Origin of the sequence: Serratia marcescens, from assembly GCF_029846115.1 — a bacterium.
GTDB lineage: Bacteria > Pseudomonadota > Gammaproteobacteria > Enterobacterales > Enterobacteriaceae > Serratia > Serratia marcescens_L.
Genome location: NZ_JARVZZ010000001.1, coordinates 2413111 through 2427297 on the forward strand (window position 1 = coordinate 2413111; position 14187 = coordinate 2427297).

At 62.2% G+C, this 14187-nt stretch carries 13 protein-coding genes; 8 read left to right on the forward strand and 5 right to left on the reverse strand.

Features of this window, described 5'->3' with window-relative positions:
- Positions 1-260: 260 nt before the first annotated feature.
- From QDT79_RS11365 to ompC, 3 genes are all read right to left on the reverse strand, one after another.
- Entirely contained in the window at positions 261-1091 is an 831-nt protein-coding gene (locus QDT79_RS11365; RefSeq protein WP_130018421.1) for a 5'-nucleotidase, lipoprotein e(P4) family, read from the reverse strand.
- A 17-nt stretch (positions 1092-1108) separates the two neighbouring features.
- Positions 1109-1960, reverse strand: coding sequence for a GNAT family N-acetyltransferase (locus QDT79_RS11370; RefSeq protein WP_107227393.1), 852 nt, complete (start codon positions 1958-1960; stop codon positions 1109-1111).
- 178 nt (positions 1961-2138) lie between these two features.
- A complete protein-coding gene (gene ompC, locus QDT79_RS11375) occupies positions 2139-3236 on the reverse strand; it encodes a porin OmpC (protein ID WP_025302059.1) in 1098 nt (365 codons plus the stop codon).
- A gap of 241 nt (positions 3237-3477) precedes the next feature.
- On the opposite strand from ompC, the gene QDT79_RS11380 reads away from it, so the two are divergent.
- The 4 genes from QDT79_RS11380 to dinG all read left to right on the forward strand — a co-directional run bounded on the left by QDT79_RS11380 (position 3478) and on the right by dinG (position 7238).
- Positions 3478-4134 (forward strand): glutathione S-transferase family protein, encoded by a 657-nt coding sequence (locus QDT79_RS11380; RefSeq protein ID WP_063988796.1) that lies wholly within the window; start codon positions 3478-3480, stop codon positions 4132-4134.
- Positions 4135-4258: 124 nt separating this feature from the next.
- Positions 4259-4591, forward strand: a complete 333-nt coding sequence (locus tag QDT79_RS11385) for a carboxymuconolactone decarboxylase family protein (RefSeq protein ID WP_049200944.1) — start codon at positions 4259-4261, stop codon at positions 4589-4591.
- Positions 4581-4973 carry a tautomerase family protein gene (locus QDT79_RS11390; protein ID WP_107227395.1) on the forward strand — a complete coding sequence of 131 codons (393 nt, stop codon included), beginning with the start codon at positions 4581-4583 and terminating at the stop codon, positions 4971-4973. Before QDT79_RS11385 ends, QDT79_RS11390 begins: the two co-directional genes overlap by 11 nt.
- 66 nt (positions 4974-5039) lie before the next feature.
- Positions 5040-7238, forward strand: coding sequence for an ATP-dependent DNA helicase DinG (gene dinG, locus QDT79_RS11395; RefSeq protein WP_308316511.1), 2199 nt, complete (start codon positions 5040-5042; stop codon positions 7236-7238).
- Here dinG and QDT79_RS11400 read toward each other — a convergent pair whose 3' ends face one another.
- On the reverse strand, positions 7239-7673 hold the full coding sequence (locus QDT79_RS11400; protein WP_063988798.1) for an Lrp/AsnC family transcriptional regulator: 435 nt from the start codon (positions 7671-7673) through the stop codon (positions 7239-7241).
- A 136-nt stretch (positions 7674-7809) separates the two neighbouring features.
- Between QDT79_RS11400 and QDT79_RS11405 the strand changes: the two genes are divergently transcribed.
- Complete coding sequence (locus QDT79_RS11405) at positions 7810-8718, forward strand: DMT family transporter (protein ID WP_107227397.1); 909 nt, start codon at positions 7810-7812, stop codon at positions 8716-8718.
- A gap of 3 nt (positions 8719-8721) precedes the next feature.
- Here QDT79_RS11405 and prpR read toward each other — a convergent pair whose 3' ends face one another.
- On the reverse strand, positions 8722-10311 hold the full coding sequence (prpR, locus tag QDT79_RS11410; protein WP_308316512.1) for a propionate catabolism operon regulatory protein PrpR: 1590 nt from the start codon (positions 10309-10311) through the stop codon (positions 8722-8724).
- A 245-nt stretch (positions 10312-10556) separates the two neighbouring features.
- Here prpR and prpB point away from each other — a divergent pair, with 245 nt between their 5' ends.
- From prpB to QDT79_RS11425, 3 genes are read left to right on the forward strand one after another with little or no spacing between them, the layout of a single operon-like run.
- Positions 10557-11447 carry a methylisocitrate lyase gene (prpB, locus tag QDT79_RS11415; RefSeq protein ID WP_063988801.1) on the forward strand — a complete coding sequence of 297 codons (891 nt, stop codon included), beginning with the start codon at positions 10557-10559 and terminating at the stop codon, positions 11445-11447.
- A 33-nt stretch (positions 11448-11480) separates the two neighbouring features.
- Positions 11481-12644: a bifunctional 2-methylcitrate synthase/citrate synthase gene (gene prpC / locus QDT79_RS11420; RefSeq protein ID WP_063988802.1), complete on the forward strand. Its 1164-nt coding sequence runs from the start codon at positions 11481-11483 to the stop codon at positions 12642-12644.
- Between the two features lie 40 nt (positions 12645-12684).
- Positions 12685-14136, forward strand: a complete 1452-nt coding sequence (locus QDT79_RS11425) for a bifunctional 2-methylcitrate dehydratase/aconitate hydratase (protein WP_063988876.1) — start codon at positions 12685-12687, stop codon at positions 14134-14136.
- The last annotated feature ends 51 nt before the right edge of the window (positions 14137-14187 follow it).

Here is a 14187-nt window from a genome sequence, read left to right on the forward strand (position 1 = left end):
GCGCCTAACTTATATCATAGGGACGGTAGTTTTTTTCTATATCGTTCATAGATTTGTCTGTTTTTTGGCCAAAAAGTTACGCTAACGTCGACGGCGCGACGAGTTAATGATTTGCAATCTGCTTTGTCTATTTTTTAACGCCTGCATTTTCTCATTTTCTCGCCGCCGAGCCAATATCCCCATTGGTTCGGCGGCATGCTCCGTTAATCCCTTTTTGATAAAATATTAGGTTATATGGGGCATTTCTCCCTATTCCTGAATCAGCGCCCGCGCCAGGCTTTGATCGCCTGTTGGCGCACCTGCAGCTTCTGCTGCGGCGTCAGCTTGTTGTAGTCGCGGGTCAGGCCGCTTTCCCAATCGCCGTACAGCGGGTTGGGCAGCACGATGAATTCGGTGCCGAACTTACCCTGGTTCTCACTGACGAACGCCCGGCGCTGCGCATTGTCCTGGTGGTAAGTCGCGGCGCCGAAATCGTTCAGGTTGTCGCCCGCGTACACCACGATGTCATAGCCGGCTTGTTTGATGGCGTCGAAGCGCGCCTGCTTATTGGAGGTGTCGGTGCTGAGCAGCACGGTCTTTTCCGACATGCCGGTGAAACCGAGCTTCTGCATGTTGGCCACCGTGGCGGCGTATTCGCTCTGCTTGCGGTTCGACACGTAGAACATCGTGCCCTGATGGGCGTTGACGTAGCGGGCGAATGACACCGCGCCCGGTACCGCGCCGGCCTGTTCGGCCTGCGTCCATTGGGCCCAGGTGGCGCCGTCGTACGGCTGGCCCTGCTGCGCCTGCCAGCCGGAGTAGGCGCTGTTATCCAGCATGGTTTCATCCAGATCGACCACCACCGCCTTTTTACGGCCCGGCGCGGCCTTAGCCTGATCGAAGGCGCGCTGCGCGCTGTTGAACGCCTGATGCGCCAGCGCTTGGTATTCGCCGGACTGTTGGAACCAGTTCACCGCCAGCACTGACTGATCCGCCAGCCGCTGCTGGGCCTGAGCGTCGGTGTGCGGCGGCTGCGCGCAGCCGGCCAACGTCAGCAGCGCGACGCCAACCGCCGCGCCGAGGGTGAGTTTCCTTGCCTGTTTTCCTGCCATCGTTATCTCTCTTGGTTTTAGTCTTGTGGGCTGTCCAGCAACATATCCATCTCGAACTGGCGCAGGGGATCCTGCCGCCAGCCAAGATGCGTAAAGAAGGGGGCGGCCACCTCGGGCACAAAGACGTTGGCGGCCAGCGGCAAAGGGGCGAATTGCGCTTGCAGGGCGGCCAGCAAGGCGCGGGCATGCCCCTGGCCGCGGTGCTGCGGCGGCACGTAGATCAGGCGTAGCCAGCAGTGCTCGGCGCCGGGCATCACCACGGCGTAGGCTTGACGATTGAGCGTATAGGCTTGCGGTTTGCCCGGCAGCTTGAACAGCGATTCGGGGGCGATCAGCCAGGGCAGGTCGGTGGCGCCTTCCGCCGTCAGGCGATGGCTGACGGTCAGCGGATCGACCGCCTGCAGCACCGCCGTGCCAGGCGGCACTTCCGCTGGTGCCTGATGGCCGGTCAGGGTGCGCACGATGCGCAGCCCGGCGCGATGATACAGTGCCAGCGCGGCTTCGTTGCCTTCGATCACTTCCAGCGACAGCCGACGGTCGCCGCGTTGGCGGGCATCCGCCACCAGGCGCTGCATCAACGCCTTGCCCAGCCCCTGGCCGCGCATCTCCGGGCGCACGGAAAAGGCCGCCACCCGGCTGTGCCGGCCGCGGCGGGCGATCAGCGCCACCGCCACTGGTTCCTGGCGATGGGTGACGATCAGGCTGTCGTTCAGGCTGAGATCTTCGGCACCGAAGCGGGCGGCGAAGGTCGGCCCGTCGAGCACGAAGCGCACCATGTAGTTTTCAAAACAGTGGTTGAGGATGTTTGCCAGCTCGTCGCTGCTGTAGCGCAGGGCGTGGTGGAAGTCGAAGCGTCCGTCGTTATGCATGGCTGATTCCGCTCGGGGGAAAGCTATACATGTAGATCCGTTTGTTTTGCAAGGCAAGCGGGGGCATTCGTTGGCGGGAAAATAAAAACAAAAAAGCCGGACGCAGCCGCCCGGCGAAATAAAACTCTGGGTATCAAGTGACGCTAAAGTTTGCAGTGGTGGTTATTCATTCATCACATCAGAACTGGTAGGTCAGAGCGAGAACAACGACGTCGTCGTTTTTCAGGCCCAGCTTGTTGTCGTCATCGAGTTGGTTAATTTTATATTCGACATAAGTGGACATGTTTTTGTTGAAGTAATAGGTCGCCGCCACGTCGAAATATTTCACCAGATCGACATCGCCGATGCCTTCAATATCTTTGCCTTTCTGCTGAACGTAACCCAGCGATGGGCGCAGACCGAAGTCGAACTGATATTGCGCGACCAATTCAATCCCTTCCGCTTTATTGGCGAAGCCGCTAACGGAAGTCGAGTTGTTATTGATGGTGGCGGTGCCGGAAATAGGCGCAATATTGCGGCTCTGCGAATAAGTCGCGGCCAGGTAGACGTTGTTGTTGTCGTATTTCAGACCACCGGCCCAGATATCGGCCTTGTCGCCTTTGCCGAAGGTGCCCGCCTTTTGCGTGGCGGTGCGGTTGGAAGAGGCATAGGCGGCGCCTACGCTCAGGCCGTCGATGATTTCGTAGCTGGAGGATAGGCCCCAACCGTCGCCGTTCGCCTTGCTGGCGGAGCGGCCGTCGTTTTCGTTCTTGCCCTGGTACTGCACGGCAAATTTCAGGCCGTCAACCAGACCGAAGAAGTTGTTATTACGGTAGGTGGCGACACCGTTGGTGCGGCCGTTCATGAAGTTGTCGGTCTTGATATAAGCATCGTCGCCGAATTCAGGGATCATATCCGTCCAGGCGCCGACGTCGTAAATGATGCCGTAGTTGCGGCCGTAGTCGAAGGAGCCGAGGTCCTTATATTTCAGACCGGCGAAGCCCAGACGCGTTTTGGTGTCTTTAGTGCCGTCGGATTCAGTATGGTTGGCGGCGATCTGATATTCCCACTGGCCGTAGCCGGTCAGCATATCATTAATCTGAGTCGCGCCTTTAAAGCCGATACGCACGTAAGTTTTATCACCGTCGTTGCCGGCATCATCGGAGAAATAATGCAGGGCTTTTACACGGCCGTAAAAATCGAGCTTGTTGCCGTCTTTATTGTAGATTTCTGCTGCCTGTGCCGCTTGCGCAAGTAAAAGTGCCGGAATAATAACGGCCAGAAGATTACGTTTCATGAGTTACCCTGCTTTATTCGATTGAAAGACGCTTATCATCAGTTGCATTGCTGTTTCACTGTGCCGCCTGATTGTTGGCGGCGGAGAATTTTTACCGTAGTAATGTGATCTATTTATGACAAAAAATTCATTTTCATGTCGAACGATTAAAAAAGTCGCGCAAAGGGTGAATTTTTTCTTCAACCGACGGTCGGCGGCTGGTCTACAGTTACCGATACCTTGTTCCACTGCGGGAGGAATCATGCACGATACTTATACTTTGTTCGGTACGCAGGGCTGCGGTTCGACGATCGTGGCCGCCGCGTTGGCGTTGACGGCTTTCCCCTGGGGCTATGAGGAAGTGGACTACACGCAGGACGGCCCGGAGCGCGATCGCCTGCTGGCGCTGAACCCGCTGGGCCAGGTGCCCACCTTAGTGTTGCCCAATGATGAAGTGATGACGGAGAGTGCGGCGATTATTTTGTTGCTGCACGATCGCGCACCGCACGCCGAGCTGGCGCCGCCCGGCGGTTCGCCGCTGTTGCCGCGTTTTCTGCGCTGGCTGCTGTTCATCAACGCGGAGATTTACCCCACCTTCACCTATGCCGACCATCCGCAGCGCTGGCAGCCGCAGGCGGCGGGGGCGGAACAGCTGAAAAACGCGGTAATGGATTATCGCGAGCGTTTATTGCAGCAGCTGAACGCCGCCGCCGGCGCAGCGGGCCCGTGGTTTCTCGGCAAGAGCTTCAGCGCGTTGGATCTGTACGTGGCGGTGATGTGCCACTGGCGGCCGGGCCGCGCGTGGTTCCGGCAACACTGTCCGCGGCTGTACGCCATCGCTGAACGGGTGGAGCAGCGGCCGGCGCTGAATGCGCTGCTGAGCGCGCAGTTCGACGGCGTTGCCCCGCTGGAGTCCTGAAATCTCCCCGCCGCCCGGCGGGGAACCCTCCCGTTTTTCTGAACCGAGACTGCCGAAAATCCCGATTTTCACTCGCTGCGGCGGCGGGTAGCGTAAGGCTATCCGCAACTGACAGGAGAGTGTGATGCCATCAGAATCCCAGGCCGGACAACAGGCGTTCGGCGATATTGCCCCCAAGCTGGCGCAGCTCAGCGACCGCGTTTTGTTTGACGATATTTGGCAGCGGCCGGCGCTGAGCCCGCGCGAGCGCAGCCTGATTACCGTCGCCGCGCTGGTGGCGCTCAACCGCGTGGAACAGCTGCCGTTTCACCTGCAGCTGGCGCAGCGCAACGGCGTGACGCGTCAGCAATTGGCCGAGCTTATCACCCATCTGGCGTTCTACGCCGGCTGGCCCGCGGCGGCATCGGCCGTGGCGCGCCTACGCGAGCTGGAACAGGAGGCCAATCATGCCGTTTAGCCGCATCGCTCTGCATCAGGGCAAGTCCGCCGACTATCTGCAAACCTTGTCCGACAGCCTGCATCAGGCGCTGGTGGAGGCCTTTGAGGTGCCGCCGACGGATAAATTTCAGGTGATCGATCAATACCGCCCCGGTGAGCTTGTCTACGATCGCGACTATCTTGGCGGGCCGCGCAGCGCGGATTTCGTGTTGTTTTACATCACCGCCGGGCGGCCGCGCGACACCGACACCAAGCGGCGCTTCTACGGGCGGCTGGCGGCGCTGCTGGCGGAAAACCTGCGGCTGCGCCCCGAGGATGTGATGGTGGTGATCACCACCACCCAGTTGGACGAGTGGTCGTTCAGCGCCGGGCGCGCCTCGATGATCGATCCGCAGACGTAACTCGGGCTGACGCCGCGAGCGGTCTGTGGGACAATAGCGCCATCATTTCGTTTAGATAAGAGTTGAATGGCGCTCTCCTCCGCAGTTAAAGATCAGATTGGCCAGTGGTACAAAGCCCTGCAGCAGCAAATACCGGATTTTATTTCCCGCGCGCCCCAGCGCCAGATGATCGCCGAGGTGGCGAAGACGCTGGCCGGTGACTACCCGCGCCATCTGGCGATCGAGGCGCCGACCGGCGTCGGCAAAACGCTGTCTTACCTGATCCCGGGCATCGCCGTCGGGCGGGCGGAGAGCAAGCCGCTGGTGGTCAGCACCGCCAACGTGGCGCTGCAGGACCAGATCTACAGCAAAGATTTGCCGCTGCTGAAGAAGATTATCCCCGATCTGAAATTTACCGGCGCCTTTGGCCGCGGGCGTTACGTCTGCCCGCGCAACCTGGCGGCGATGAGCACCGACGTCAGTCAACAGGGCGATCTGACGCTGTTCCTCGACGACGAACTGGCGCCGTCCAGCGGCGAAGAGCAGGCGCTGTGCCAGAAACTGGCCAAGGCGTTGGCCCGCTTCGAGTGGGACGGGCTGCGCGATCACTATCAACAGAGCATCGACGATCCGCTGTGGGCCAAGCTGAGCACCGACAAGGCCAACTGCCTGGGGCGCAACTGCCATTACATCCGTGAATGCCCGTTCTATATCGCCCGCAAAGAGATCGAGAGCGCCGACGTGGTGGTGGCCAACCACGCCCTGGTGATGGCGGCGCTGGAGACGGAATCGGTGCTGCCGAACCCGAAAGAGCTGCTGCTGGTGCTGGACGAAGGCCACCATTTGCCGGAGGTGGCGCGCGATGCGCTGGAGATCGACGGGGAAATCACCGCGCTCTCGACCAACCTGCAGTTGGACATGATCGTGCGCCAGGTCGAGCAGTGCATGACCCAATACCGGCCGAAGAATCCGCCGGGGCTGGCCAACAGCGAGCGGCTGAAGAACCATTGCGAGGAGCTGCGTGAGCTGGTGCAGATCTTCGAGCATCAGGTCAGTGCCTACCTGCCCGGCGACAGCGTGGCGGCCGAGCACCGTTTTGAAATGGGCGAGCTGCCGGCGGAGATGGTGGAGAGTTGCGCGCGGCTGTTCAAACTGACCGATGCGCTGCGCGGGCTGGCGGAGTTCGTGCTTAACGATCTCACCGAGCAGACCGGCAAGCATGACATCGTGCGCCTGCACCGGTCGATCATTCAGATGAGCCGCACGCTGGGCTATCTGGAAGCGATGAGCAAGCTGTGGCGGCTGGCGGCGCTCGACAAGTCGTCCAACGCGCCGATCTCCAAATGGGTCACGCGCGAGCTGCGCGATAACGTTACCCATCTCTACCTGCACTGCGTCGGCATCCGCGTCAGCGACCAGCTGGAGAAGCTGCTGTGGCGCAAGGTGCCGCACGTGGTGGTCACCTCGGCCACGCTGCGTTCGCTGAACAGCTTCGCGCGTTTGCAGGAGATGAGCGGGTTGAGCGAGAAGGCCGGCGATCGCTTCGAAACGCTCTCTTCGCCGTTCAATCATGTCGAACAGGGCAAGATTGTCATTCCGCAGATGCGCTACGAACCGGCGCTCGCCAACGAGGCGGAGCACCTTGAGGAGATGGCGCGATGTTTCCGCGCCGAGCAGGCGAGCGGCAAACACAAAGGCATGCTGATCCTGTTCAGCAGCCACCGGGCGATGCAGACTTTCCTCAGCTACGTGACCGATCTGCGGCTGATGCTGCTGGTGCAGGGCGACCAGCCGCGCTACCGGCTGGTGGAAGAACACCGCAAGCGGGTGGAGAAGGGCGTCGCCAGCGTGCTGGTGGGGCTGCAATCGTTCGCCGAAGGGTTGGATCTGAAAGGCGAGCTGCTGACCCAGGTACACATTCACAAAATTGCGTTCCCGCCGATCGACAGCCCGGTGATCATTACCGAAGGCGAGTGGCTGAAATCGCTGAAGCGCTATCCTTTCGAAGTGCAGAGCCTGCCGAGCGCCTCGTTCAACCTGATCCAGCAGGTCGGTCGCCTGATCCGCAGCAACCAATGCTACGGCGAGATCGTGATCTACGATCGTCGGCTGTTGACCAAAAACTACGGTTCGCGGCTGTTGGCGTCGCTGCCGGTGTTCCCGATCGAACAGCGCGCGGTGCCGGAGGCCGACAAGGCGCATCTGGCGGCGCTGAAATCCGCCGCCGACGCGGCCAAAAAAGAGAAGAAGCGCGGCAACCCGTTTGCCCGCAAGCGGCGGCGTTAATCAGAGCAGCGGCGGCAGGCGGCGTTTAACCGGCGTGGTTTTCACGATCGAGGTGTTGCTCTGTGCGTGTTCGGCCAGCCGATCGAGGGTGTGATCGAGCTGCTCCATCGAATGCGCCACCAGCCGTACGATAAAGCAGTCTTCACCGGTCACCTTATCGCATTCGACCACTTCCGGGATCGCCTGAATCAGCTGTTCGACCTTTTTCAGCATGCCCGGCAGCGGCTTGATGCGCACCAGCGACTCGAAGGCGTAGCCCACCGCCTGCAGATTGACGTTCAGGGTATAGCCCTGGATCACGCCGTTTTCCTCCAGCCGCCGCAGCCTTTCCGAGGTGCTCGGCGACGACAGCCCCACCTGCGCGCTCAGCGTCTTCAACGATGCACGCGCATCTTCCGCCAGAATGGTCAGGATTTGGCGATCGATATCATCCATAACGCCTCCATTAGGTATTTTATTTGTTATAGCTACGAGAAAAAGGCAGTTAAGCATATCTGCCTTCTTTATGCTATGGAAAGCAGTGCCGTGAAGCCGCAAGCTATGCCTCTGGGCAAGTTTGGAGGAACGCAAAATGAATGCAGAGATAAAACGCGGATCGCTGGAGATGGCGGCGGCGATGTTGATTTCCGGCTCTATCGGCTGGTTTGTGTTGATGTCCGGCCAGCCGGTTATCAACGTGGTGTTTTGGCGCTGCGCGGTGGGGGCGCTGGTGCTGCTGGCGGTGTGCGGCGCGCTGGGGCAACTGCGGCGCGATGCGTTGACGCGCGCCACGCTGCTGCTGGCGATCGCCGGCGGCGTCGCGCTGGTGATCAACTGGCTGCTGCTGTTTGCCGCCTACTCCTATGCGTCTATCTCCATCGCCACGGCGGTGTACAACACCCAGCCGTTTATGCTGGTGGGGCTGGGGGCGCTGTTTCTGGGGGAGCGGCTGACCGCCCGCAAACTGCTGTGGCTGGGGCTGGCGTTCGGCGGCATGATGCTGGTGGTGCTGGCGCAGCCGCGGCAGGCGGGGGAACAGAGTCATTATCTGGCGGGCATCGCGCTGGCGCTCGGGGCGGCGTTTTTCTACGCCCTGATGGCGCTGGCGGCCAAGCGGCTGAAGGGCACGCCGCCGCATCTTATCGCGCTGATCCAGGTGGCGGTGGGGGCAGTGATGCTGTTGCCGCTGGTGGATTTCCACGTTTCGGCCAGCGCTGGGCAGTGGGGAATGCTGGCGACGCTCGGCGTGCTGCACACCGGCCTGATGTATGTGTTGATGTACGGCGCCCTGCAGAAGCTGCCGACTAACCTGATCGGTTCGCTGTCGTTCATCTACCCGATCGCCGCCATGCTGGTGGATCGCCTGGCGTTTGGCCACCGGCTGTCTGCATGGCAGCTGCTGGGCGCGGCGATCATTCTGCTGGCGGCGGCGGGCATGAACCTGCTGGGCGAGCGGCGAGCGCGGCTGCTGCCGGCCTCAGACGGCCGGCGCGCCGGCTGATGCTCAGTTCGTTTTTTTCAGCCGGCGCCATAACGTGGTGCGGCTGATCCCGAGCAACCGGGCGGCGGCGGCGTGGTCGCCCCCGCACCGCGCCAGCGCCTCATGAGCGGAGACGGGCGCTACCGGCGTCTCGGGCGGTGTGGCCGCCGCCAGCTCCGGCAACAGCCAGCGCAGCGTCTCGCCGCTCGGCGCGGCGCCGGTGCTCAGCATCAGCGCCACCCGCTCCATCATGTTGCGCAGTTCGCGCAGGTTGCCGGGCCAGGCGTAATGACTCAGCGCGGCGTAACAGCCGGCCAGGGCGGCGCGCAGCGGCTCCGTCAGCGGCACGTCGAGCGCCGCCAGTGACCGTTTCAGAAAGTGTTCCGCCAACATCGCGATATCGTCGCCGCGCGCCCGCAGCGGCGGCAGCTGCAGCCGCAGGGCGCTCAGGCGGTAGAACAGATCGGCGCGAAAGTCGCCCCGTTGAATCGCCTGCTCCAGGTGGCTGTGGGTGGCGCTGATGACGCGAAAGTCGACCGTTACCGGCTGTTGCCCACCCACCCGGGTGACAGTTTTCTCTTCCAGCGCGCGCAACAACCGGGTTTGCAGGTGCAGCGGCATTTCGCCGATCTCATCCAGAAACAGGGTGCCGCCGTTGGCGGTTTCCAGCAGCCCACGTCGGCCGCCGCGCCGTGAGCCGGTAAAGGCGCCTTCCTCATAGCCGAACAGCTCCGCCTCCAGCAGCGATTCGGTGATGGCGCCGCAGTTGATGGCGACGAACGGCGGCGTCGCGCCCCTGGACGGTGCGCCGCGTCGGGAAAAGTATTCCCGGTGGATCGCCTGCGCCGCCAGCTCCTTGCCGGTGCCGGTTTCTCCTTCAATTAATACCGCGGCCGGCGAGCGGGCGTACAGCATGATGGTGCGCCGCGCCTGCTCCATCTGCGGGGACTCGCCCTGCAAATCGCCCAGCCCGTAGCGCGGCTGCAGGGTATTGCGCGCGGCGTAGTCACCGCCGCGTTTGCCGCCGCCCAGCATCAGGCGCGTTACGTCCAGCGCATCGCTGAAGGCGGCGCGCAGGGTGGCGGCGGAATAGAGAAAAATGGCGGTGAGCCCGGCCTCTTCCGCCAGATCGCTGATGAGGCCGGCGCCGACCACGGCCTGAATGCCGACGGCTTTCAGCTCGGCGATCTGGCCGCGGGCGTCCTCTTCGGTGACGTAACTGCGCTGCTCCAGCGGCAGATCGAAGGTCTGCTGGAACTCCAGCAGCGCGGGCAGGGGGGTTTTATAGGTGATGACGCCGATCCGATCGGCGGTTCTGCGCGCCTTGCTCAGCGCCTGCAGCAGGTCGAAGCCGCCGGGCTTGACCAAAATGACCGGCACCGACAGGCGGCTTTTCAGGTAGGCGCCGTTGGAGCCGGCGGCGATGATGGCGTCGCAAGGCTCGGTAGCCAGGCGAGCGCGGATGTGCTGCACCGCCTCCTCAAAGCCGAGGCGGATCGGGGTGATGGTCGCCAGATGGTCGAACTCGAGGCTGATGTCCCGGAACAGATCGAACAGGCGGGTGATGGAGACGGTCCAGATCACCGGTTTGTCCGGCGTAATGTGATCGCTCATGGCGGGTTACCGAATGGAAGAGACTGCATTAGGTGTAGCCCGGTTTCAGCTATGTTTCAAATTCGCTACGTGCAACAGCAATTGAAACGTTAACTGAAACGTTTTTTATTCCTTTGCCTGGCCAATGGCGCTGCAGATTTTTTAACTCACTTATTTTTAACGTTTTTAATTTTTCTCCTCACCGAAGTACAACCTGGCCCGCCCTTTGCTCTGTCTGTTTCATCTAGCTAATCGGAGAGAACGTCATGACGCTGCGCTCACCCGGGCTCGCCTTTCGTCAGGCCCTGAGTAAAGAAAAACCTCTGCAAATCGCCGGCGCGATCAACGCCAACCATGCGCTGCTGGCCCAGCGGGCCGGGTTCCAGGCCATCTACCTTTCCGGCGGCGGCGTGGCGGCCGGTTCGTTGGGGCTGCCGGATTTGGGCATTTCGACCCTGGACGATGTGCTGACCGACATTCGCCGCATCACCGACGTTTGCCCGCTGCCGCTGCTGGTGGATGTCGACAGCGGTTTCGGCGCTTCGGCGTTCAACGTCGCCCGCACGGTGCGCTCGGTGAGCAAGGCCGGGGCGGCGGCGCTGCATATCGAAGATCAGGTCGGCGCCAAGCGCTGCGGCCATCGCCCCAATAAGGCCATCGTCTCCACCGAAGAGATGGTGGATCGCATCAAGGCGGCGGTGGATGCGCGCAGCGATCCGGACTTCGTGATCATGGCGCGCACCGATGCGCTGGCGGTGGAGGGGCTGGAGGCGGCCATCGAGCGCGCTCAGGCTTATGTGGCGGCTGGGGCCGACATGCTGTTCCCGGAAGCGATCACCGAATTGGGCATGTATCGCCGTTTCGCCGAAGCGACGCAGGTGCCGATCCTCGCCAACATCACCGAATTCGGCGCGACGCCGCTGTTTACCATCGACGAGCTGCGCAGCGCTCGGGTGGATATGGCGCTGTATCCGCTGTCGGCCTTCCGGGCGATGAACCGCGCGGCGGAGCGGGTATACCGCGCCCTGCGCGAGGAGGGCACGCAGAAAAGCGTCATCGACACCATGCAGACCCGCAACGAGCTGTACGAAAGCATCAACTACTATTTGTTCGAAGAGAAACTCGACGCCCTGTTCGCTCGCCAGCGCGACGAATAGGCGCCATTCACGCAGAAGCCAAATGAGGACAGTATGAGCCAAGCGATCCCCCCGCAAAGCCCGACTGGCGTTAAGCCGAAAAAATCCGTGGCGTTATCCGGCGTACCCGCCGGGAATACCGCGCTGTGCTCCGTAGGGCGCAGCGGCAACGATCTGCACTACCGCGGTTACGACATTCTCGATCTTGCGCGCCACTGCGAGTTTGAAGAGGTCGCCCACCTGCTGATCCACGGCAAGTTGCCCAACCGCGACGAGCTGCAGGCCTATAAACACCGTCTCAAAGCGCTGCGCGGCCTGCCGGCCAGCGTGCGCACGGTGTTGGAGGCGCTGCCTGCGGCGTCTCACCCGATGGACGTGATGCGCACCGGCGTCTCGGCCCTTGGCTGCACGCTGCCGGAAAAAGAGCAGCACGGCGCGGCCGGCGCGCGCGACATCGCCGACCGGCTGCTGGCGTCGCTGGGATCGATGCTGCTGTATTGGTATCACTACAGCCACAACGGCGAGCGCATTCAGCCGGAGACCGACGACGATTCCATCGGCGGCCACTTTCTGCACCTGTTGCACGGCGAAACGCCTTCCGCCAGCTGGGAACAGGCGATGCACGCTTCCTTGATCCTGTACGCCGAGCATGAGTTCAACGCCTCGACCTTCGCCGGCCGGGTGATCGCCGGCACCGGATCCGACGTCTATTCGGCGATTGTCGGCGCCATTGGCGCGCTGCGCGGGCCGAAACACGGCGGCGCCAACGAGGTGTCGCTGGAGATCCAGCAACGTTATGAAACGCCGGACGAAGCGGAAGCCGACATTCGCCGCCGCATCGACAACAAAGAGGTGGTGATTGGCTTCGGGCACCCGGTGTACACCGTCTCCGATCCGCGCCATCAGGTGATCAAAGAGATCGCGTTGCGCCTGTCGCAGGAGGCGGGCGCGATGAAGCTGTATGACATCGCCGATCGGCTGGAAAGCGTCATGCGCGACACCAAAAACATGTTCCCCAACCTCGACTGGTTCTCGGCGGTGTCTTATCACCAACTGGGGGTGCCCACCGAAATGTTCACGCCGCTGTTTGTTATGGCGCGGGTGAGCGGCTGGTCGGCGCACATCATCGAGCAACGGCAGGACAACAAAATCATTCGCCCGTCCGCCAACTATACCGGGCCGGAAGCGCGGGCGTTCGTACCGCTGGATCAGCGCTGAGCGCCGATTGTTATTCACTATGGAGTCTTCGGGAATCATGATGCTTGAGTCTGCCAATACCCGCCGTCCGCCGTTCGATCGCGAAATGATCGATATCGTCGATTATGTGATGAAAGAGGCCGTCGATACCCCGGCGGCGTACCGCACCGCCCACTATTGCCTGCTCGATACCCTCGGCTGCGGGCTGGAGGCGCTGAGCTATCCGGCCTGCAAGAAACTGATGGGGCCGGTGGTGCCGGGCGCCGAGGTGCTGAACGGCAGCCGGGTGCCGGGCACCCGCTTCCAGTTGGATCCGGTGCAGGCGGCGTTCAATATCGGCGCCATGATTCGCTGGCTCGACTTCAATGACACCTGGCTGGCGGCGGAGTGGGGCCACCCGTCGGACAACCTGGGCGGGATCCTGGCGGTGGCCGACTGGCTCTCGCGCCAGGCGGTGGCGGCGGGCAAGGCGCCGCTGACCATGCGGCAGGTGTTGATCGCCATGATCAAGGCGCATGAGATCCAGGGCTGCCTGGCGCTGGAAAATGCCTTCAACCGGGTGGGGTTGGATCACGTGCTGCTGGTGAAGGTGGCGTCCACCGCGGTGGTGGCGCAGCTGCTCGGCCTGAGCCGGGCGGAGATCCTGAACGCGGTGTCGCTGGCGTGGGTGGACGGGCAGTCGCTGCGTACCTATCGCCACGCGCCGAACGCCGGCACCCGCAAATCCTGGGCGGCGGGGGATGCGACCGCCCGCGCGGTGCGGCTGGCGCTGATGGCCGCCACCGGCGAAATGGGCTATCCCTCGGCGCTGACGGCGCCGACCTGGGGGTTTTACGACGTTTCATTCAACGGCAAACCCTTCCGCTTCCAGCGGCCGTACGGCGCGTACGTGATGGAGAACGTGCTGTTTAAAATTTCGTTCCCGGCGGAGTTCCATGCCCAGACCGCCGTGGAGGCGGCCATGACGCTGCACCGCCAGATGCAGGCCGCCGGCAAAACCGCCGCCGACATCGCCAGGGTGAGCATCCGCACCCACGAGGCCTGCCTGCGCATTATCGACAAGCAGGGGCCGCTGGATAACCCGGCGGATCGCGATCACTGCATTCAGTATATGGTGGCGATCCCGCTGCTGTTCGGCCGGCTGACGGCGGGGGACTACGAGGATCGGGTGGCCGAGGATCCGCACATCGACGCATTGCGCGGCAAGATCCATTGCCATGAAGATCCCGCCTTCACCCGCGATTATCACGATCCGGAAAAACGATCGATCGCCAATGCGCTGACGGTAGAGTTCGCTGATGGCAGCCGCCTGGATGAGGTGGCGGTGGAGTACCCTATCGGCCATGCGCGGCGGCGCGAAGAGGGCATCCCACTGCTGATCGAGAAGTTCAAAACCAACCTGGCGCGCCAGTTCCCGGCCCTGCAGCAGCAGCGCATTCTCGAGGTGTCGCTGGACCGGCAGCGGCTGGCGCAGATGCCGGTCAACGAATACCTCGATCTGTGGGTGATCTGACGCGAGCGACGCTGACAAGCCACGTCGGCGTCGCTATGATGGACGCTCCAT